This window comes from Streptomyces sp. CA-243310 (assembly GCF_050936775.1).
Lineage (GTDB): Bacteria > Actinomycetota > Actinomycetes > Streptomycetales > Streptomycetaceae > Streptomyces.
On the sequence record NZ_JBNJMF010000002.1, the window covers coordinates 2,202,708 to 2,221,868 of the forward strand.

Below are 19,161 nucleotides of genomic sequence, written 5' to 3' on the forward strand. Positions count from 1 at the left end.
CTGGTGGTCGATCGAGAGGGGCCGCAGCGATGCAGTGGAAGATCCACGGGGAACGTCCGATCTACGAGAACAAGTGGGTGAACCTGTGGCTCACCGACATCGAGACGCCGGACGGGAACCGCTGGGAACACCACGTGGTCAAGCTGCGCCATCTGGCCGTAGCCGCCGTGGTCAACGACCGCCAAGAGGTCCTGATGATGTGGCGCCACCGCTTCATCACGGATGCGTGGGCCTGGGAACTGCCCATGGGCCTGGTCGAAGCCGACGAGACGCCTGGCGAGGCTGCCGCCCGTGAAGTCCTCGAAGAGACCGGCTGGCGTCCGGGCCCGATGAAGCCGCTGATCTACGCCGAGCCGGCGAACGGCATCACGGATTCCCAGCACCACCTGTTCCGCGCCGAAAGCGCCACGTACAACGGGCCGCCGACCGAGAAGAACGAGTCGGACCGGATCGAGTGGATCCCCCTGGGGAACATCCGGGGCATGATCGACCGCCGTGAGATCGTCAGCAGCGGTTCCCTCGTCGGCCTGCTCTACGTCCTGATGGACGAAGGGGTTCGCTGACCCTGCGGGGGAAGCATTGCTCGTAGGCGTGCCTCGAAGGCAACCGCGGCCGGCACCTCGGGATAGGGCCCAAGCTGCTCGTAGAACTCGCGAAGGTGCCCGGTCACCCGCTCGGACGACACTGCTGCGGCGGGCACCAGTGCCTCGATCGCCGTGTGGCACGCCTGGTCGAGCTTGCCACGCTGGAGCTGTGTACGGGCCAACCAGACGGCATGGAGCGCCCGACCCCGCTGATTCGCGGGGTCCTCCCGGTCCAGCGCATCCGCGATCAACGGTTCGGCAATCGCCGCCTCGCCGAGACGGCCGTGCGCGATGCCCGTGTCCACGATGAGCTTCGGCTCGTCGAAGTACGTCACCCATGCCGGATCCGGGTCGTCCGTCTTGATCCGGCCGTACTGACCGTGCGCCTCAGAGATCGCGATGTGGGTCGCTGTCCGGTCACCCAAGGTCGCGTGGGCGAACGCCTCACGCATGGCCAGCATGGCCCGGACTCTCGGCGTCGTGCCGATGGCCGCTCGGGCCTGGTCTCGGGCAGCAGACACCAACGCAAGCGCGTCCGCCGGCTTGTCCTGGTAGGTCGCTTGCAGGCTCATGCACGCCAGCACGTTGGCCATGAAGGGGTGGTCGTCGATCTCCCGGGCCAGTTGCAGAGCCTCCGAGAAGTAGGCGCGTGCCTGGTGGTACTGCCGGGCGTCGAAGTACGTCCACCCGGTCAACCGCGCCAGCTCCGCCGCGATGCCGTACAGGCCGTGCTGGATCGGCGTCGGTCGTTGGTCCTTCAGCAGCCCCTCGACGTATCGCAGCTGACCGACGACAGCGGGCCGGAGCGTCTCGCCCCCGTGCTCGTCATCGCGACGCCAGTAGTCCTCGATCGAAGAACGCAGGGCGTGCAGCGTGGATGGGCTCGGGCTCGTCCCGGCGGCCAGGGCCAGGATGCTGTCCACCTCCACGCTTGGTAAGGCGCTGAGGGGCTTCGGCTCAACGGGCAGGTGACCGAACTCCGGCCCCTCCCGCTCGGCCACGGCCAAGACAGCCGGCGTCTCCCATGTGCGGCGGGCAAGCCCGAGCATGTGACCCGGGATGCGCAACCCATCGGCGATCCGCTCGATCACCTCCATGTGGAGCAGCTGCCGCCGGCCTGCGATCACCTCACCCACTCGGCTCGGCGTCAGCTCGCACTGCCGCGCGATCATCGACGGATAGATGCCTGCCCGAGTCTTGACCAGGCGAAAGACCCTCGCGAAGTCGCGCACACGGCATGCGTCGATCATCTCGGGCTCGGTGAGCAGACTTACTGGTAGTTCCTTCGTACGACGCGTCTCGGGCATCGGGCACGCTCCGGAGGAAGACCACGGATCGCTTCAAGGTCTCAACCGTCCGTGATGTTACCCAAGTTGGGTAATCCGCTGGACCTTTCTGGCTCGTCGTCCAGATCGCGATCCTTCTGGACATGGCGAAGCGACCGAGGACGACCGCCTTGAACGATTCGGCGGGCACTCCTGACACACAGCGAACGGTTCTCGGGGAAACCCCTGGCATGGGCATGGAGCCCCGCGTCCTGATGAGCATCCGGGTGTCCCGGGACTCTGGCCGGACGTGGTCGCCGAGCACGCGGGTCCTGGAAGGCGACCCGTTCGACATCCTCTCCAACCCCGGCCGCTACCCCCCGTGCGAGTGCCCCCGCTGTGGCGGCACCTCGTCGTCGGCCCGTGCCCTTCAGCCGGCGTCCATCGCGCCGGGGGCGGCGTAATGGCCGCCTTCCGACGTTGAAAGCTCCTTTAGAACGGGATTCCCGGGCACGTGGTCGAGCTCCGCGGGGCTGGCGCCAACAGCTCGCAGTGTTCCTCTACGCCACTGCCGTCACCGTCCTGGTGGTCGCCCTGGCCATCGCCGGTGATCCCGGCCGCTGACCGGCAACCGGCTTCCGGGACGAATCCCGCATGCACTCGATCCGTGGCCTCGCGCCACCCCCCAACTCCCCACCCGCCTGGGAACAACCGGGCTGGTGAGGCACGCCCCATCGGGGCTCGGCCGGCACCCGTCGGCCCAGGACTTCCAGGAAATGGAGACACACATGGCAGCGCAGAAGGAAGACCTGCTGATCGGCGTCGAGAGCCTGATCAAGGTCCAGGACCGCTTCACCGCTGCGGCGGCGGAGTCCGACTCCACCGGCACCTCCGCGGGCGACGACGGTGAGAACCGTGACGGCCTGAACCTCCCGCAGGAGTAGCGCCACCAGCACGCCGCAGCACCAACCGGGGGCTCGTCAGCTACGGCGGGCCCCCGGCCTTCATTCGTCATGACCTCGACCGGAGGAACACGTGGACCACCACTTCGTCACCGCACTGGAAAAGTCCCTCGGCTGGGACGGGCCCGGTGAACTCGGAGTCGCTTTCGCCCGAGGAACGATCGAGGACCATGTTCTGCTCGATCGCCTGCTCAACCCCAGGAAGCTGATGGACCTGGTGATGCGCCGCAGCGTCACCACGCCCCAGTTCCGCATCTTCCAGGACGGCGCCGAACTGCACCCCGGCCGCTACATCCAGCCCTCCGTCACCCGGCGGGGACAGGCCATCCCCATGGCCGACATGCGCCGCGTCGGTGGGCTGATGCGCGAGGGCTGCACCATGGTCCTGGACGAGGTCGACTTCTTCGACCCGGCCATGGAGGCCACGTGCCGCGCGCTCCAGTGGTGGGCCCGCGAGCTGGTGCAGGTGAACGCCTACCTGACCACCAAGGACGCCAGCGGCTTCAAGCTCCACTGGGACGACCACGACACCGTGATCGTCCAACTCGCCGGCCGTAAGACCTGGGAAGTCCGCGGCACCTCGCGCAAGGTTCCGATGTACCGCGACTCCGCCCCCAACGCCCAGCCCAGCGAGGAAATCGTGTGGCAGGGCGTCATGGAGCCCGGCGATGTGATGCACATCCCGCGCGGCTTCTGGCACCAGGCCACCCGCGACGACCAGGGCGACGGCTACAGCCTGCACGCCACCTTCGGCATCGTGAAGCGCGTCGGCGTGAACTGGCTGGCCTGGCTCGCCGACCAGGCCCGCACCCAGGACCTGTTCCGGTACGACTTGGACCGCTGGAACTCCCCCGGCCAGTGGGAGGGACAGCAGCAGCTCTTGGCCGACGCCGTCGCCGAGATGGCTACGGATCTGACTCCGCAGCACTTCTTCGATGCCCGCGAGCGGGAACGCCTGGCCGCCCGGCATGTCCCGGCCACCGGCCTGTTCGGCAAGGCTGCGGCCGTCGTGTGCGTCACCGACTTCGAGCCAGTGATCGAGCAGCACCACGACACCGTCGACGTGCTCGCCGCGGGCAAGAAGCTCACGTTCGCCGGCAAGGCGTACCCCGCCCTTGCCCTGCTGCTGAGCGGCCACCCTGTCGACATCGCCGACGCCACCGAGAAGACCGGCGTGGACGTGGATCAGCTCGCCGAGATCCTGCTGAAGGAGGAACTGTGCACGGAGCTGACCGCCGCCTTGTCCTCGGCCTACACCGGTCTCGTCACCACCGCGACAACCTGACGGCCGCACTCGATCTCGGCATCACCGCCCTGGACACTGCGGCTCCCTACTTCGGCTTTCGCTCGCACGTGGCACTGGCCGAGACGGCCGCCGATCTACTGCCGAAGTTCACCCTCTCCACGAAGGTGGGCTTCTTCCCGATCGGCGGAGGTACTGAGCACTCCCTTGACCCGGTCCGGCTGCGACTGGCCGTCGAGCGGGCGGCCCGGGAGCTCGGCGGGGAGCCTGACACCGTGCTCCTACACAACCCCGAACGGAGCCTGGCGGGCCTGTCCCCGGCCGATGGCCACGCCCTCCTCGGCAACGCCTGCACCGCCCTGGCCGGCGCCGCCCGCGACGGCCTGTGCCGCACCTGGGGCGTGGCCTCCTGGGACACCCGGCCGCTCGGCATGGTCCGCGTGGAGGACCTGCCGTCTCCGGACGTCCTCATGGTCCGGGCCGGGTTCCTCGTGGGCATCGACCTCCTCGACGCCACCACCGTCCTGCGCACCGCCTGGCAGGCGGGCGAGATCTGGGGCATGAGCCCCTTCGGTGGCGGCCACAACAGGAAGGTGTGGGAGGACTTCGACCCCCGCCCGTTCCTCCGACCGCCCCACGATGGCTTGTCCCGCGTTCAGGCGGCGTTCCGGACCGCGTTCCACCTGCCCACCGCCTCCGCGGTGGCGGTTGGTACTGACGACCCCGGGCACATGGCCCAGTTGGTCCAGGCCCTGAACGCGGAGGTGGACACCGCCATCGTCAGTCAGTACCTGCGGGCCCTCCATGGACACCGTCAGAGCTGAAGCTCGGCCACCAGGCGCTCGACCTCCTTCCGGGCCGGCGCCAGCAGCGGGTCCTCGTCGTACGCGTAGGATCCGACGATCTTCGACAGGAAGAACAGCGACATCAGCTTGCCGTCCCGGCTCTCCAAGTCCGCACGCCGCTCCTGGTGGACGCGGTCCGCGAGCCTCGGGACGGCAAGCGCGTTGCCCCACAGCGTTGCGGCGTCCAGGCCCCGGGGCGCCATGCCCCAGTCCTCCCAGTCGATCAGGGAGAACTCCGGTCCCATCACGTTGGCCCAGGTCAGGTCCGCATGAGCCGGTGTCCACCGCTCGATCCATGTATCGGCCACTCCGGGGAAGACCGCCCCGAGGGTCTGGGTCACCTGCTCCTGCGTGATCGTCACCGTGTCGGGCGTCGCGATCCGCGGTGTCTGCTGTGAGGCAAGCGCGTCCAGCGAAGCGTTCAAGGCCTCCCACCACGCGTCCGGCAGGCCCGGGTCTTCGAGCACCAGGGCGCCCTTGCCGACAGACGGCGATGGAATCAGCTCCAGCTCATCCGCACGCCACATCACCGGCTCGCCCGGCTCACGCCACGCCAGGCCCTGGTACCACTCGGGCATCGCGACCCCTTGCAGCACGGCAGCGGCCTCGGTCCCGTTCCAGCCCTGCGGGCCGATCCGCTCGAAGCCCCGCCGTTCGATCCGCACCCACGTACCCCGCTCCGTACGGCCACCCAAGGAACGGCGCTTGCGTACGAGCGCCTGCCGATCCAGTCGCACGTGTAGGGCCTCTTCTACGCGCTCCAGCACGTCTTCCACTGGCTGACGGCGCAGATCCACCTGGGTGGCAACGGGCAGGGATCCATTCATCACGACCTCCTCGGCGAACGGATGACCGTAGCAGGAAGGGGCCCAGCAACACGATTGGTCCGTCAACTCAGGGCCCATCAACTTCCGGCCCTTCATTGGCCGTTGCAAGGGCAGCCCCCGCCTCGCCCCCGCCTCGCCCACGCCGGTGGCCGGAGCGGCTTTGGCCGGTGTCCTGTTCGGGTTGGGGTCGGGCATGTTCAGGGGGCCTTACGCTGTCCGGCAACTCGGGCAGGCTTTGGTCCTGCCCGGAATTTGATCGAGTGGCCCCCTGGGCTTGCCCGACGCGGGCCCCGAGCCGAACAGGTGGGTAAAGCCGCGGAGGGCGCCCGCTCCGGTCACGCCGCGGGTCAGACCTTGGACGCCTGAGCGGCTGTTCGCCATTCGCGCCGCGCTGCCGAAGCGGTACCGGGCGATGGCCGACGCCGGCGGCGGCCTGGGGCTTCGGCAGGGTGAGATCTTCGGGCTGCCGGACGACCCGGACGGCTTGCGCGGTGAATGGCTCCGGGTAGCCAATCAGGCGAAGGTGGCGAACGGTCACCTTGTCTTCGGGCCGCCCAAGCGAGAGAAGGAACGGGACGTGCCGCTCCCCCGCCGCATCGGCCCGGTGCTGCGGGAGCATCGCGAGGAGTTCCCGCCGGTGGACGTGACGCTTCCCTGGTTGAAGCCGGACGGGCCGCTCGTGACCAGGCGGCTGCTGTTCTCCCTCCCGGGCGGGGGCGCGGTGCGGCGCACCGATTTCAACACGCGGGTGTGGAAGTTCGCCCTCGTGCAGGCCGGCGTCGTTCCGGAGCCGCGGTCGGGCGAGCGCCCGTACCTCGGACATGGCGACCCTGGTTTCACGCTTCGCGTCTACACGCACCTGATGCCGAGCAGCCACGAGCGTGCGCTGCGGGCCCTGGACGAGGTCTACGAAGCCGCCGATCCGACAAGTGACGGCCCACAGACGGCCCAGGAGGTGTGAAACGGGTCCGGGCCGGCGGCTGAGTGCCGCCGGCCCGGGGTGCCGTGTGACTGGGGTACCGCCGTTGAACCGCCCCTACAACACCGGCATCATCTTGCGGAGTTCGAAGGCGGTGACCTCGCTGCGGTATTCCTCCCACTCCTGCTTCTTGTTGCGCAGGAAGAAGTCGAAGACGTGCTCGCCCAGGGTTTCCGCGACCAGTTCGCTGCGCTCCATCAGGGAGATCGCCTCGCCGAGGTTCTGCGGCAGGGGCTCGATGCCCATGGCGCGGCGTTCGGCGTCGGAGAGGGCCCAGACGTCGTCGTCGGCGCCCGCCGGGAGTTCGTAGCCCTCCTCGATGCCCTTGAGGCCGGCCGCGAGGAGTACGGCGTACGTGAGGTAGGGGTTGGCGCCGGAGTCGATCGAACGGACCTCGACGCGCGAGGAGCCCGTCTTGCCCGGCTTGTACATCGGGACGCGGATCAGGGCGGAGCGGTTGTTGTGGCCCCAGCAGATGTACGAGGGGGCCTCGCCGCCCGAGCCGGCGGTGCGGGAGGAGCCGCCCCAGATGCGCTTGTAGGAGTTGACCCACTGGTTGGTGACGGCGGCGGTCTCGGCCGCGTGGCGCAGCAGGCCCGCGATGAAGGAGCGGCCGACCTTGGAGAGTTGGTATTCGGCGCCCGACTCGTAGAAGGCGTTGCGGTCGCCCTCGAAGAGGGAGAGGTGGGTGTGCATGCCGGAGCCCGGGTACTCCGAGAAGGGCTTGGGCATGAAGGTGGCCTGAACGCCCTGCTCCAGCGCGACCTGCTTCATGACCAGGCGGAACGTCATGATGTTGTCGGCCGTGGAGAGCGCGTCGGCGTAGCGGAGGTCGATCTCCTGCTGGCCGGGGGCGCCCTCGTGGTGGCTGAACTCGACGGAGATGCCCATCGATTCGAGCATGGTGATGGCCTGCCGGCGGAAGTCCATGCCGACGTTCTGCGGGGTGTGGTCGAAGTAGCCGGAGTTGTCCGCGGGGACGGGGCGGGTGCCGTCCAGCGGCTTGTCCTTCAGCAGGAAGAACTCGATCTCGGGGTGGGTGTAGAAGGTGAAGCCCAGGTCGGAGGTCTTGTTCAGGATGCGCTTGAGGACGTAGCGGGGGTCGGCGTACGACGGGGACCCGTCCGGCATGAGGATGTCGCAGAACATCCTCGCGGTCCCGGGTGCCTCGGCGCGCCACGGCAGTATCTGGAACGTGCTCGGGTCCGGCTTGGCGATCATGTCGGACTCGTAGACCCGGGCGAAGCCCTCGATCGCGGAGCCGTCGAAGCCGATGCCCTCGTCGAAGGCCTGCTCCAGTTCCGCCGGCGCGACCGCGACGGATTTGAGGAAGCCCAGCACATCGGTGAACCACAGGCGCACGAAGCGGATGTCGCGCTCCTCAAGCGTCCGGAGGACGAATTCCTGCTGCTTGTCCATGCCTTCATCCTCGCAGTTCAGACGGCCTGTGCACCACCTCCCCCGGAGGGGGGAGCACAGTCGGGCCGGTCCAGTATCACCACCCGTGGTTTCCGCCACATTACGCACCCCGGAAAGGTCGTGGCACCCCCGCACTGACCTCAGGGCGGTCATGAGCATTACCATCTGCGCCCATGGGGGGCTGGAAGCACGGGAAACACGGGGGCCACGGCGCCCCCGCCGCTCGGCGTGCCGTGCTGCTGCTCGCGTTCGGGGTGCTGTGCGGCGCCGTGTTCCTCTGCGGGCGGCCCGGCCTGGAACACGCCGGCCCCGGCCAGGGACACGCCCGGCTCGCGGCCCATGGCGCGCCGGGCGCGCCGCACGCCGTCTGCGTGGCCCCGTACGAGCTTCCGGGCTGCGCCCCGCACTCCCATGTGACCCCGGCGGTGCTGCCCGCGCCGCCGCCCGCCGTGACCGTGGCGCGGACGGGGTCCACGGCCGTCGCGGACCTCGCGTACGCCGGGCCGGCCCGCCCGCCCGGGACATTGGCGCGCGCCCCCGACCTGCACGTTCTCCAGGTACTGCGGACCTGACGGGTCCGGTGCCGAGCAACGCGGCACGACGGACACCCCCTCCACCCCCCTCAGCAGAAGGAACCAGGGCACATGGCCAGCAGGACCTCCCCGGACCAGAACGACCGCCAGGCGCGCATAGCCGAGATGCGCCGGGCGGACAAGGCGCGCGACAGACGCAACAAGATCATCGCGATCACCGCCTCCACGGCCGTCGTGGCGGCGCTCGTGGGCTTCGGCTCGTGGGTGCTGCTCGGTCAGAAGCAGAAGGAGAAGGACGCCGAGGCGACCCGCAAGGCGCCGGTGAGCGGCGAGCAGACCTGGGACGCCAAGAAGCTGGGTCGCAACCACGTCGAGACGGTCGTGAAGTACGAGATGAACCCGCCGGTCGGCGGCGACCACCACCCCCGCTGGACCAACTGCGACGGTGACGTCTACGCGAACCCGTTGCCGCAGGTGAACGCCGTCCACTCGCTGGAGCACGGCGCCGTCTGGGTGACGTACAACGAGAAGGCCGCCAAGGCCGACGTGGACACGCTCGCCGCGAAGGTCGGCAAGACCCCGTACACGATGATGAGCCCGGTCAAGGAGCAGGCCGGCGCGATCATGCTCAGCGCGTGGGGCAAGCAGTTGACGGTGGAGAAGGCGGACGACCCGCGGGTGGCGCAGTTCTTCACCAAGTACGTGCAGGGCCCGCAGACCCCCGAACCGGGCGCGGCCTGCACCAACGGACTGGCCGACAAGTGACCCGCGTGAACGGCGCGCACCGGACGTACTGGGTGTCCGGTGCGGCCGTCGTCCTCGCCGTGCTGTTCGCGGTGGGCGCCACGGTGGCCACCGCGAGCGGGGGCGACGGCGACCGCGACGGTACGTCCTCCCGCGCGCCGGCGCTGTACTCGCCGGACGCGGGCTTCGCCCGGGACATGTCGGTGCACCACCAGCAGGCGGTCGAGATGTCCTTCATCGTCCGCGACCGCACCGAGGACGAGGCGGTGCGCAGCCTCGCCTACGACATCGCCAACACGCAGGCCAACCAGCGCGGGATGATGCTGGGTTGGTTGGATCTGTGGGGGCTGCCGAAGGTGCTCGCGGACGAGCCGCCGATGTCCTGGATGGGCGCCGAGGAATCGGGTGACGGGCACGCCGGCCACGGCGGCACGTCCGGTCACGACACGGCCGGTCACGACATGAGCGGTCACGGCATGGGCGCCGCCAAGCCCGGCGCGCTGATGCCCGGCATGGCGACCAAGGAGGAGCTGACGAGGCTCGGGGCGGTCTCGGGCCGTGACGCGGAGGTGCTGTACCTCCAGTTGATGACCGATCACCACAAGGGCGGCGTCGCCATGGCCCGAGGCTGCGCCGCGCTGTGCGAGACCCCGGCGGAGCGGAAGCTGGCCGAGGGCATGGTCGAGGCACAGCAGTCGGAACTCACGCTGATGGCGGACATGCTGAAGCGACGCGGGGCCGCGCCGCGCGGTTGACGGGCCACGCTCGTACGGTGGTGGGAGGCGACCTCTCACCCGTACGGGCGTGCTCCGCCGGTGCGGGGCCACGCGGAGGGCGAGGACGCCGGGGCGGACGCCCCCGCGCCCGCCTCGTCACGGCGCGCTCAGGAGGTTGACGCGATGACCACCGCCGGCGAGATCATGCACCCCGGGGCCCAGTGGATCCCCGCCACCGAGACACTGGACCGGGCGGCCCAGCTGATGGCGCGGCTCAACGTGGGCGCCCTGCCCATCAGCGACACCGAGGAACGGCTCTGCGGCATCCTGACCGACCGCGACATCGTGGTGGGATGCGTCGCCAAGGGCCACGACCCCTCGAAGATCACGTGCGGCGACCTGGCGCAGGGCACCCCGCGCTGGATCGAGGCGGGCGCGGACGTCTCCGAGGTGCTGGAGGAGATGCAGAGCCACCAGATCAAGCGGCTTCCCGTGATCCGGGAGAAGAAGCTGGTCGGGATGATCAGCGAGGCCGATCTGGCGAAGCACCTCTCCGACGAGCAGATCGCGACGTGGGCCGAGCGGGTCTACGCCGGCCGGTAGCGACCGGCGTGGAACCGCCCCGCGCACCCCTTCGACGACTGCCCCGCGCAGGCTGCCCCTCGGCTCGTCCTCGCAGGTCAGGGACGTTCCCGGGGGCCGGTGTACTGTCGCTTCCATGGATTCCCGGGACCTCGCCGACCTCGCGCACCTGCGCCGGGCGCGGGATCTGATCGACCGGGAGTACGCCCGTCCTCTCGACGTGCCGACGATGGCCCGACACGCGCTCATGTCTCCGGCGCACTTCTCGCGCCGGTTCCGCGCGGCGTACGGCGAAACGCCCTACAGCTACCTGATGACCCGCCGCATCGAGCGCGCCATGGCCCTGCTGCGCGCGGGGGCGAGCGTCACGGACGCGTGCATGGAGGTCGGCTGTACCTCGCTCGGCTCGTTCAGTTCGCGGTTCACCGAGCTGGTGGGAGAGACCCCGAGCGCGTACCGCGCCCGGGGGCACGAGGCCGTCTCGGCGATGCCCGCGTGCGTGGCGAAACTGATGACGCGGCCGATCCGGGAGCTGCCGAGCAGGAACGGAGAAGCGGTCCGCGACCCCGCGCCCTAGCGTGGATCGCATGACCATCTCACTCCAGTACTGCCACATCACCGTCAACGACGTGGACGAGGCGCTCGCGTTCTACCGCGACGCCCTCGGCCTGAAGTCGCGCAACGACGTCGCCTCGGGCGGGTTCCGCTGGGTCACCCTCGGCAGCGATGACCAGCCGGACCTGGAGATCGTGCTCTCGGAACCGCACGCGGGCCGCTCCCAGGCCGACGGGGACGCCCTCCAGGAACTGCTCACCAAGGGGCTCCTGCCGATGACCGTCTTCCGTGCCGGGGACCTCGACGCGACCTTCGAGAAGCTGCGGGCGTCCGGCGCCGAGGTGCTCCAGGAGCCCATCGACCAGCCCTGGGGGCCGCGCGACTGCGCCTTCCGGGACCCCTCGGGGAACATGGTGCGGATCTCGCAGGCCCCCAAGGGCTGATCCCGGGGCCGGGGCGGCCGGTCAGGAGCCGGAGTCGTCGGAAGGGGCCCGGTCCGGCTCCGCCCGGTCCGGATCCGCCGCGTCGAGGATCGCCCGCGCCACCTGGTGCGGGCGATCCATCATGACCAGGTGCCCGGCCGGTTCCGCGACGTCGAGGCGGGCTCCGAGCCGGTCGGCCAGCCCCGCCTGTCGGTCGAGCCACCGCAGGGCCCCGCGCCCGTCGGTGCCGTCGTGTCCGGCGAGCACGGTGGCCGGCACGGTCAGCGGGTGCGTCTCCCCCAGCGCGAGGACCTCCGCGGCGGCGTCGAGGTACCCGGCGTTCTCCAGCAGGGCCCCGCGCCAGACCCGGCCCGTGCGGTAGCAGCGGCGTACGAGGTCCCGTGCGGCCGGGTCGCCCCCGCCGACCCGCGACGCCCGCACGACGCTCCGGCGGGCGGCCGGGCCGAGCGCGGCCGGCAGTCCGACGGCGGTCACGGCGCGGCCGAGCGCGCGGGCGGCGCCGTGCCGCAGCGCGGCGGGCAGGACCGTACGGGGGTCCTCCTCCACGCTGGCGTCGAGGAGGACGACGGCGGCGGTCCGCTCCGGGTACAGGCGGGCGAAGGCCTCGACGTGGAACCCGGCGATGGAGTGCCCCACGACGGTGACCGGCCCGGTCCCGGCATGCGGGACGCCGGTACCCGGGGCACCGGCCCCCGCCCCGGCTCCCGAGACGTACGGGCCCAGCGCGTCCAGCAGCCCGGCGATCCGGTGGGCCTCCCCGGCGGCGGTCGCGGGCGCGGGCGCCGGGCCGCTCAGTCCGTGTCCGGGGCGGTCGAAGGTGACGACGGTCCGGCCCCGGGCGGCGAGCAGTTCCGCGACGGGGTCCCAGTCGAACCAGGCCATGGCGAGTCCGGCGCTGAGGACGACGACGGGCCCGCTGCCCTCGACGACGGCGTGCAGGACGACGCCGTCACCGCCGGCCGGGCGGACGAACAGACCGCGCCGCCCCCCGCGCGCGCCCGCGGACGGCGTGGACGGGCTCGTGGACGGGCTCACCCAGGGGGTGGACGGGCTCGTGGACGGCCTCACGTACGGGCGCTCCTCGTGGGTCGGGCTCAAGTACGACGCTCCTTGTGCACGGAGTACGCCAGCAGGGCGAGCCAGAGCGCGACGATCAGCACCTGGAGCCGCTGGCCGGCTCCGAGCGCCCAGGTGCCGCGGCCGGCGGTGAACATGGCGATGGCGGTCAGGGTCCAGGCGGTGGCGAGCAGTTCCAGGGCGACGAGCGCGGGCCCGTACCGGGCGAGCGGCGCGAGCCGGCCGTAGCGGCGGGCGGCGACGGTCAGGGCCACGACCCCGACGAGGGCACCGGTCATGGCGAGGCTGCTGCTGACGGCGTGCGCCTGGTGGGTGGCCGGTACCAGTCCGGCGGTCTCCCGGGCGGCGCATTCGGGGTCCACGGTGGGTTGGCAGCTCAGCGGCAGCCAGGCGTCGGCGGCGGTGGCCGCGCCGAAGAGGGTGACGCCGGCCCAGCCGATGACGGCCCAGGCCCGACGGGAGTCCGCGTACCGCGCGAGGCGCAGGAGGGCGAGCAGGCCCCCCGCGAAGACGAGGAGGCCGGCGGTGAAGTCGGTGGCTCGGAAGAGGCCGCCGAGGGGCTGGTCCTGTGCGGCGAGTTCGCTGACGTACGTCTCGATGGGGTTGAGGCCGGTCGAGAGCACGACTTCGAGCACCCACGCGGTGTAGGCGGCGGCGCCGAGTCCGATGAGGACGGCGACCGGCAGGGCGCTGCGCGCGGACGGGTCTTGTCTGGACATGGTGCGACTGATCCTAAGCAGGTGCGGGGTCCTCATACGGGGTCCTCATCGGGTACGAGGCCGGTCCGACGGTCGGATACCCACCCCGGGTAGGGTTCCGTTCATGACGCGCAGCGCCCGACGAGCCGCCCGGTGGCCCCGGTTGCCGCTGCTCGCCGTTCTGCTGCTGGGAATCGTCACGATGCACACGTGGGGCCATCCGGCCGATTCCCACACCGGGGAGGACGCGGCCGTCGGCCGCTCCGTTGCCCGCGCGGACGCGGGTGTGGCACATCACCCCGCGTCGTCCCACGCCGCCCCGGCGGCGCCGCCGCGGGCCCCGACGGCCTCGGACCTCGCGACGGCCTCGGCCCTTCAGCCCGCCGGGCTGCCCCAGGCCGGGCCGGCGCCCGGACCCGCCATGGACCCGATGTCCGTGTGCCTGGCCGTCCTGGCCGCACTGGTGCTCCTCGCACTCGGCCGCTCGGCACGGCACCACCCCGCGCGCCCGGAGGCCGACCCCGGCGCGGCGGCACGCTTCCCGGCGGGGCCGGATCCGCCGGCGCCCCGGGAACTCCTGCTCCGGCTGGCGGTACTGCGCGTATAGGGCGGGCCCCGCCGCGCCCCCGCCTGCCCGAACGGCGGTGGGGGCGGCGGCGCTCGGCGCCCATCCACTCGTATCGCCACACCGCGAGGTACTCCCATGCGCTCCCTCCCCACCCGCCGTGCCGTCCTCGGCACCGGACTCGCCGTCGCCGGCTCGGGGCTGCTCGCCGCCTGCTCCGGCGGCCCGGCCACGGACCACGGCTCCATGAACCACGATGCGACCAACCCCGGCGGCGCCTCCGCCGGCTCCCCCGACGGCTACGTCGACCCGGCCGGCCCGGAGGTCCGGGCCGCGGAGGCCGCCCGGGGGGCGGCCGGCCCGCGCACCGAGGTCCGCGTCACCGCCACCGCGGGCACGCTCGACCTGGGCGGCGGGCGCACCGTCCGCTCCTGGGCGTACGGCGACCGGCTGCCGGGTCAGGAGGTCCGGGTCACCGCGGGCGGCACCCTCGCCCTGACACTGGCCAACAACCTCCCGCAGGCCACGTCCCTGCACTGGCACGGACTGGCCCTGCGCAACGACATGGACGGGGTCCCGGGGCTAACGCAGCGGGACGTCGCCCCGGGCGGCTCGTTCCGGTACGAGTTCGCCGTCCCGCACCCGGGGACGTACTGGTTCCACCCGCACTCGGGGGTCCAGCAGGACCGCGGCCTGTACGCCCCGTTGATCGTCGAGGACCCCGGGGAGCCCCTCGCGTACGACAAGGAGTGGGTGGTCGTCCTGGACGACTGGCTCGACGGTGTGGACGGGTCGACCCCGGACGGTGTCCTCGCCGAACTCCGCAAGGGCATGGGCGGCGGCGCCGGTGCGGGCGGTCACGCCGGACACGGCTCCGCCCCGATGCCGACCCCCGACGCCGGCGCCGGCCCGTCCCGGGTCCTGATGGGCGGGGACAGCGACGTCCTCGGCAAGGACGCGGGCGACGTCGCCTACCCGTACCACCTGGTCAACGGCCGGGTGGCGCAGGACCCGTCGGTCTTCACCGCCCGGCCCGGGGACCGGATCCGGCTGCGGATCGTGAACGCGGGCGGGGACACGGCCTACCGGATCGCCCTCGGCGGGCACGAACTGACGGTCACCCACACCGACGGCTTCCCGGTGGAGCACGCCAAGGCCCGCTCGCTGCTGTTGGGCATGGGCGAGCGGTACGACGTCCTGGTCACCGCTGGCGACGGGGTCTTCCCGCTGACCGCGCTCGCGGAGGGCAAGGGCGCCGACGCCTCGGCGCTCGCGGTGCTCCGCACGGGCGCGGGGGCGCCGCCGACCGCCGCGACCCGGCCCGCGGAACTGGCCGGTCGGCCGTTGACGGCGGACGCGCTGCGGGCCGCCGAACCGGCCGTACCGGCCTCCCGGGCGGCGGACCGCACGATCAGGATCCGGCTCACGGGCGGCATGGCGGCGTACGACTGGGCCTTCGACGGCAAGCCGTACGCGCCGGACCGGCGGCATCCGGTGACGGCGGGCGAACGGGTCCGGCTGGAGTTCACCAACTCCACGACGATGTGGCACCCGCTGCACCTGCACGGGCACACCTTCGCCCTCGGCGCGAAGCCGGGCGGGGCCCGCAAGGACACCGCCGTCATCCTGCCGAACGGGACCCTCACGGCGGAGTTCGACGCCGACAACCCCGGTCTGTGGATGGTGCATTGCCACAACGTGTACCACGCCGAGGCCGGGATGATGACGGTGCTGGGCTACCGCCGCTAGGTCCTGTCGTCGAAGTGGCGCCGCGGGCCAGGCGAGACTTCGACGACAGGGCCTGGGTCGTCTCATTCGCAGGCGGTCCGGGGGCGGGATCGGGCAAGAGCCCCTCGGGTGAGCGTCGTTCCGTCTCCCGGCCCACCGGCCGGGAGACGGAATCGGGTTGGAGGGGGTCGGGGCCCGTGGCAGGGTGGGGGGTCATCGCCGCCACGCCCCGAAGGACGCCCCCAGGCATGAGCACGCCCCCGAACCCGCCCAGCAGCCCGACCGGTCCGCCGACGGAGCCCGCGGGGACGCCCATACCCGAGGCGGCGCCCGCACCGGTCCCGCCGCCGAGCACGCCGAGCACGGCCTCCGCACCGGGCCCGAACCTCGCGAAGGAACCCGCACCCGCACCGGGCCCGTCCCTCGCGAAGGAACCCGCAGCCACGCCGGGCCCGTCCCTCGCGAAGGGACCCACGCCCGCCGATGCCCCGGCGCCCGAGCCCGTCGACGCCCCGCCGGCGCCCGCCCCGACCGCTCCTGCGGTCACCGCCCCGCCGGCGCCGTCTGGCTTCGCACCGCTCACTCCCGGCCCGCCGGCCGGCGCCTTCGGCGCCCCCGCGCCCGGGCCGCAGACCCCCGCCGACCCCGCCAACCCCTGGAGCGCGCCCGCCGGCCAGGGCTTCGCCGGGCCGCCGCCCGCCGGGCCCGGCGGATACGCGGGTCCGCCCGGATACGGGGTCCCTCCCGGTTACCCGGGCTACCCCGGCTACCCCGGATACCCCGGGGTCGCCCAGGAGAAGAGCAACGGCATGGCCGTCGCCTCGCTGGTGCTCGGCCTCATCGCCGTTCCGGCGGCGCTCACCCCGTTCCTCTTCTGGATCGGCACGCTCATCGGCATGACCGGTCTCGGCATCGGCATCGCGGCCATGGTCAGCGCCTCCCGGGGCGCGCCCCGCAAGACGATGTCGCTGTGGGGCACGATCCTCGGCGTGCTCAGCCTGTTGGCGTCGGTCGCCGGTTTCTACTTCACCGTCAAGGTCGCCGACGAGGTCGACAAGGCCGTGGACAGCCGGCCGAGCCGCTCGTGGGACAAGCCGTACCCCACGCCGTCCTTCTCCTCCCCGTACGGCCTGCCCGGCGACGAGCCGACCACCGGTCCGGGTTTCAGTACCCCGCTGGCCTTCGGGGAGAGCCACACGTACGCGAACGGCCTGAAGGTGTCCCTGTCCGCGCCCGTCGAGTACACCTCCAAGAGCGCGTTCGCGGACATCGGCAACGCGGTGAGGTTCGACATCACGATCACCAACACGTCGAAGAAGCCCGTCGTGGTGTTCTACTCCCAGCCCGACGTCACGGACGAGCAGGGACGCGCCGCCGAGTCCGTCTTCGACGGATACATGCCCAAGACGATCTCGGGCACCGTGGCACCGGGCGCGACCGCCACCGGGAGCGCCGCCTACGAGGTGCCGAAGGGCGTCAAGAGCATCCGGGCGGAGATCGCCCCCGGAATCCTGCTCGACCCCGTGAAGTTCGCCGGACCGGTCGGCTGATCCGCTCCCGGGAACGAAGAACAGGCCGGGCTCCAGGACATCGCGTCAGAAAGACGATTACACTGGGCCCGTGCCTCAACTTCGCCTCGCTCTGAATCAGATCGACTCGCACGTCGGCGAGATCACCGCAAACGCCGACTCCGTCGTCCACTGGACGCGGCACTCCGCGGAGCAGGGGGCCCACCTGGTGGCGTTCCCGGAGATGATGCTCACCGGGTACCCGGTCGAGGACCTCGCCCTGCGCGGCTCCTTCGTCGAGGCCTCCCGCACGGCGCTGCGCGAACTCGCCGAGCGGCTGGCCGCCGAGGGCCTCGGCGAGCTGCCGGTGATCGTCGGGTACCTGGACCGCACGGAGCGGGCCACTCCCCGCCTCGGCCGTCCGGCGGGTTCCCCGGAGAACGCCGCCGCCGTGCTGCACGGGGGGCGGGTCGTCCTCCGCTTCGCCAAGCACCACCTGCCCAACTACGGGGTCTTCGACGAGTTCCGGTACTTCGTGCCGGGCGACACCCAGCCGGTGATCCGGGTACGGGGCGTGGACGTGGCCCTGGCGATCTGCGAGGACCTCTGGCAGGACGGTGGCCGGGTCCCCGCCACCCGCTCCGCCGCGGCCGGCCTGCTGGTGTCGATCAACGCCTCCCCCTACGAGCGCGACAAGGACGACCAGCGCCTCGAACTGGTCCGCAAGCGAGCCCGGGAGGCCGGCTGCACCCTCGCCTACCTGGCGATGATCGGCGGCCAGGACGAGCTGGTCTTCGACGGCGACTCCATCGTCGTGGACGCCGCCGGCGAGGTCGTCGCCCGCGCCCCGCAGTTCTCGGAGGGCTGCGTGCTGGTCGACCTTGACCTGCCGGCCGCCCGCGCCGACGCCCCGGAGGGCGTCGTCGACGACGGGCTGCGGATCGACCGCGTGATCCTCTCCGAGGAGCCGGTGCGGACGTACGAGCCGGTCGTGCCCGGCGGCTACGCCGACCGCCTCGACGACGACGAGGAGGTCTACGACGCGCTGGTCGTGGGACTGCGCGCGTACGTCCTGAAGAACGGGTTCCGCTCGGTCCTGATCGGGCTCTCGGGCGGTATCGACTCGGCACTCGTGGCCGCCGTCGCCTGCGACGCGATCGGCGCGCAGAACGTGTACGGCGTGTCGATGCCCTCCAAGTACTCCTCGGACCACTCCAGGGGCGATGCGGCCGATCTGGCCGAACGGACCGGCCTGAACTTCCGGACGGTTTCGATCGAGCCGATGTTCGACGCCTACATGGGGTCCCTGGGGCTGACCGGCCTGGCCGAGGAGAACCTCCAGTCGCGCCTGCGCGGCACGCTGTTGATGGCGCTGTCGAACCAGGAGGGCCACATCGTGCTGGCCCCGGGCAACAAGTCGGAGCTGGCCGTCGGTTACTCCACCCTGTACGGCGACTCGGTCGGGGCCTACGGACCGATCAAGGACGTCTACAAGTCCGACGTCTTCCGTCTCGCGCGGTACCGCAACCGGGCCGCCGCCGAGCGGGGCGAGACCCCGCCGATCCCGGAGAACTCGATCGTGAAGCCGCCGAGCGCCGAGCTGCGACCGGGCCAGGTCGACACGGACTCGCTGCCGGACTATCCGGTGCTGGACTCGATCCTGGCGATGTACGTGGACCGCGACCAGGGCCTGGACTCGATCGTCGCCGCCGGCTTCGACGCCGAGCTGGTCGCCCGGACGCTGCGGATGGTGGACACGGCGGAGTACAAGCGCCGCCAGTACCCGCCGGGTACCAAGATCTCCGCGAAGGGCTTCGGCAAGGACCGTCGACTGCCGATCACGAACGGCTGGCGCGAGCGCACGTAGCCGGCGGGACGGGTGCGACAG

At 71.6% G+C, this 19,161-nt stretch carries 20 protein-coding genes; 15 read left to right on the forward strand and 5 right to left on the reverse strand.

Annotated features, from left to right (window positions below):
- Window positions 1–29: 29 nt before the first annotated feature.
- The gene (locus ACQEVM_RS27515; protein WP_433083375.1) at window positions 30–563 is read left to right on the forward strand and encodes an NUDIX hydrolase; all 534 of its coding nucleotides are present in this window, start codon (window positions 30–32) and stop codon (window positions 561–563) included.
- On the opposite strand, the gene ACQEVM_RS27520 is transcribed toward ACQEVM_RS27515, so the two are convergent.
- The gene (locus ACQEVM_RS27520) at window positions 533–1,891 is read right to left on the reverse strand and encodes a helix-turn-helix domain-containing protein (RefSeq protein ID WP_433083377.1); all 1,359 of its coding nucleotides are present in this window, start codon (window positions 1,889–1,891) and stop codon (window positions 533–535) included. The genes ACQEVM_RS27515 and ACQEVM_RS27520 overlap by 31 nt on opposite strands.
- 746 nt (window positions 1,892–2,637) lie before the next feature.
- On the opposite strand from ACQEVM_RS27520, the gene ACQEVM_RS27525 reads away from it, so the two are divergent.
- From ACQEVM_RS27525 to ACQEVM_RS27535, 3 genes are all read left to right on the forward strand, one after another.
- Window positions 2,638–2,793: a hypothetical protein gene (locus tag ACQEVM_RS27525; RefSeq protein WP_157853303.1), complete on the forward strand. Its 156-nt coding sequence runs from the start codon at window positions 2,638–2,640 to the stop codon at window positions 2,791–2,793.
- Between the two features lie 91 nt (window positions 2,794–2,884).
- Window positions 2,885–4,096: a JmjC domain-containing protein gene (locus tag ACQEVM_RS27530; RefSeq protein WP_433083379.1), complete on the forward strand. Its 1,212-nt coding sequence runs from the start codon at window positions 2,885–2,887 to the stop codon at window positions 4,094–4,096.
- Complete coding sequence (locus ACQEVM_RS27535; RefSeq protein ID WP_433083381.1) at window positions 4,030–4,878, forward strand: aldo/keto reductase; 849 nt, start codon at window positions 4,030–4,032, stop codon at window positions 4,876–4,878. Before ACQEVM_RS27530 ends, ACQEVM_RS27535 begins: the two co-directional genes overlap by 67 nt.
- Here the strand turns inward: ACQEVM_RS27535 and ACQEVM_RS27540 are convergent.
- Window positions 4,869–5,726 (reverse strand): hypothetical protein, encoded by an 858-nt coding sequence (locus tag ACQEVM_RS27540; RefSeq protein ID WP_433083383.1) that lies wholly within the window; start codon window positions 5,724–5,726, stop codon window positions 4,869–4,871. The genes ACQEVM_RS27535 and ACQEVM_RS27540 overlap by 10 nt on opposite strands.
- Before the next feature lie 412 nt (window positions 5,727–6,138).
- Here ACQEVM_RS27540 and ACQEVM_RS27545 point away from each other — a divergent pair, with 412 nt between their 5' ends.
- Window positions 6,139–6,687, forward strand: coding sequence for a hypothetical protein (locus ACQEVM_RS27545; RefSeq protein ID WP_433083385.1), 549 nt, complete (start codon window positions 6,139–6,141; stop codon window positions 6,685–6,687).
- A gap of 75 nt (window positions 6,688–6,762) precedes the next feature.
- Here the strand turns inward: ACQEVM_RS27545 and glnA are convergent, their stop codons facing one another.
- Window positions 6,763–8,124: a type I glutamate--ammonia ligase gene (glnA, locus tag ACQEVM_RS27550; RefSeq protein WP_053682889.1), complete on the reverse strand. Its 1,362-nt coding sequence runs from the start codon at window positions 8,122–8,124 to the stop codon at window positions 6,763–6,765.
- A gap of 173 nt (window positions 8,125–8,297) precedes the next feature.
- Between glnA and ACQEVM_RS27555 the strand changes: the two genes are divergently transcribed.
- From ACQEVM_RS27555 to ACQEVM_RS27580, 6 genes are all read left to right on the forward strand, one after another.
- Entirely contained in the window at window positions 8,298–8,696 is a 399-nt protein-coding gene (locus tag ACQEVM_RS27555; RefSeq protein WP_433083387.1) for a hypothetical protein, read from the forward strand.
- Between the two features lie 72 nt (window positions 8,697–8,768).
- Window positions 8,769–9,422, forward strand: a complete 654-nt coding sequence (locus ACQEVM_RS27560; RefSeq protein ID WP_433083389.1) for a DUF3105 domain-containing protein — start codon at window positions 8,769–8,771, stop codon at window positions 9,420–9,422.
- A gap of 5 nt (window positions 9,423–9,427) precedes the next feature.
- Window positions 9,428–10,156, forward strand: coding sequence for a DUF305 domain-containing protein (locus ACQEVM_RS27565; RefSeq protein ID WP_433085409.1), 729 nt, complete (start codon window positions 9,428–9,430; stop codon window positions 10,154–10,156).
- A 144-nt stretch (window positions 10,157–10,300) separates the two neighbouring features.
- The gene (locus ACQEVM_RS27570) at window positions 10,301–10,720 is read left to right on the forward strand and encodes a CBS domain-containing protein (protein ID WP_351382353.1); all 420 of its coding nucleotides are present in this window, start codon (window positions 10,301–10,303) and stop codon (window positions 10,718–10,720) included.
- A 115-nt stretch (window positions 10,721–10,835) separates the two neighbouring features.
- The gene (locus tag ACQEVM_RS27575) at window positions 10,836–11,276 is read left to right on the forward strand and encodes a helix-turn-helix transcriptional regulator (RefSeq protein ID WP_433083391.1); all 441 of its coding nucleotides are present in this window, start codon (window positions 10,836–10,838) and stop codon (window positions 11,274–11,276) included.
- A gap of 10 nt (window positions 11,277–11,286) precedes the next feature.
- The gene (locus tag ACQEVM_RS27580; RefSeq protein ID WP_433083393.1) at window positions 11,287–11,697 is read left to right on the forward strand and encodes a VOC family protein; all 411 of its coding nucleotides are present in this window, start codon (window positions 11,287–11,289) and stop codon (window positions 11,695–11,697) included.
- Between the two features lie 21 nt (window positions 11,698–11,718).
- Here the strand turns inward: ACQEVM_RS27580 and ACQEVM_RS27585 are convergent, their stop codons facing one another.
- The gene (locus ACQEVM_RS27585; RefSeq protein WP_433085411.1) at window positions 11,719–12,672 is read right to left on the reverse strand and encodes an alpha/beta fold hydrolase; all 954 of its coding nucleotides are present in this window, start codon (window positions 12,670–12,672) and stop codon (window positions 11,719–11,721) included.
- 119 nt (window positions 12,673–12,791) lie between these two features.
- Complete coding sequence (locus tag ACQEVM_RS27590; RefSeq protein ID WP_433083395.1) at window positions 12,792–13,493, reverse strand: DUF998 domain-containing protein; 702 nt, start codon at window positions 13,491–13,493, stop codon at window positions 12,792–12,794.
- Between the two features lie 103 nt (window positions 13,494–13,596).
- Between ACQEVM_RS27590 and ACQEVM_RS27595 the strand changes: the two genes are divergently transcribed.
- The 4 genes from ACQEVM_RS27595 (at window position 13,597) to ACQEVM_RS27610 (ending at window position 19,140) form a co-directional block, all read left to right on the forward strand.
- Window positions 13,597–14,079, forward strand: coding sequence for a hypothetical protein (locus ACQEVM_RS27595; RefSeq protein ID WP_433083397.1), 483 nt, complete (start codon window positions 13,597–13,599; stop codon window positions 14,077–14,079).
- Window positions 14,080–14,175: 96 nt separating this feature from the next.
- A complete protein-coding gene (locus ACQEVM_RS27600; protein ID WP_433083399.1) occupies window positions 14,176–15,786 on the forward strand; it encodes a multicopper oxidase family protein in 1,611 nt (536 codons plus the stop codon).
- Between the two features lie 227 nt (window positions 15,787–16,013).
- Window positions 16,014–17,315 carry a DUF4352 domain-containing protein gene (locus ACQEVM_RS27605; RefSeq protein WP_433083401.1) on the forward strand — a complete coding sequence of 434 codons (1,302 nt, stop codon included), beginning with the start codon at window positions 16,014–16,016 and terminating at the stop codon, window positions 17,313–17,315.
- 70 nt (window positions 17,316–17,385) lie between these two features.
- Window positions 17,386–19,140: an NAD+ synthase gene (locus ACQEVM_RS27610; RefSeq protein ID WP_433083403.1), complete on the forward strand. Its 1,755-nt coding sequence runs from the start codon at window positions 17,386–17,388 to the stop codon at window positions 19,138–19,140.
- Window positions 19,141–19,161 lie beyond the last annotated feature (21 nt).

Bases quoted from the DNA above. Each gene is read 5' to 3' on its own strand.
- ACQEVM_RS27515 (WP_433083375.1), top strand. From the start codon at position 30: ATGCAGTGGAAGATCCACGGGGAACGTCCGATCTACGAGAACAAGTGG.
- ACQEVM_RS27520 (WP_433083377.1), bottom strand. From the start codon at position 1,891: ATGCCCGAGACGCGTCGTACGAAGGAACTACCAGTAAGTCTGCTCACC.
- ACQEVM_RS27525 (WP_157853303.1), top strand. From the start codon at position 2,638: ATGGCAGCGCAGAAGGAAGACCTGCTGATCGGCGTCGAGAGCCTGATC.
- ACQEVM_RS27540 (WP_433083383.1), bottom strand. From the start codon at position 5,726: ATGAATGGATCCCTGCCCGTTGCCACCCAGGTGGATCTGCGCCGTCAG.
- ACQEVM_RS27545 (WP_433083385.1), top strand. From the start codon at position 6,139: ATGGCCGACGCCGGCGGCGGCCTGGGGCTTCGGCAGGGTGAGATCTTC.
- glnA (WP_053682889.1), bottom strand. From the start codon at position 8,124: ATGGACAAGCAGCAGGAATTCGTCCTCCGGACGCTTGAGGAGCGCGAC.
- ACQEVM_RS27555 (WP_433083387.1), top strand. From the start codon at position 8,298: ATGGGGGGCTGGAAGCACGGGAAACACGGGGGCCACGGCGCCCCCGCC.
- ACQEVM_RS27560 (WP_433083389.1), top strand. From the start codon at position 8,769: ATGGCCAGCAGGACCTCCCCGGACCAGAACGACCGCCAGGCGCGCATA.
- ACQEVM_RS27570 (WP_351382353.1), top strand. From the start codon at position 10,301: ATGACCACCGCCGGCGAGATCATGCACCCCGGGGCCCAGTGGATCCCC.
- ACQEVM_RS27575 (WP_433083391.1), top strand. From the start codon at position 10,836: ATGGATTCCCGGGACCTCGCCGACCTCGCGCACCTGCGCCGGGCGCGG.
- ACQEVM_RS27580 (WP_433083393.1), top strand. From the start codon at position 11,287: ATGACCATCTCACTCCAGTACTGCCACATCACCGTCAACGACGTGGAC.
- ACQEVM_RS27590 (WP_433083395.1), bottom strand. From the start codon at position 13,493: ATGTCCAGACAAGACCCGTCCGCGCGCAGCGCCCTGCCGGTCGCCGTC.
- ACQEVM_RS27595 (WP_433083397.1), top strand. From the start codon at position 13,597: ATGACGCGCAGCGCCCGACGAGCCGCCCGGTGGCCCCGGTTGCCGCTG.
- ACQEVM_RS27600 (WP_433083399.1), top strand. From the start codon at position 14,176: ATGCGCTCCCTCCCCACCCGCCGTGCCGTCCTCGGCACCGGACTCGCC.
- ACQEVM_RS27605 (WP_433083401.1), top strand. From the start codon at position 16,014: ATGAGCACGCCCCCGAACCCGCCCAGCAGCCCGACCGGTCCGCCGACG.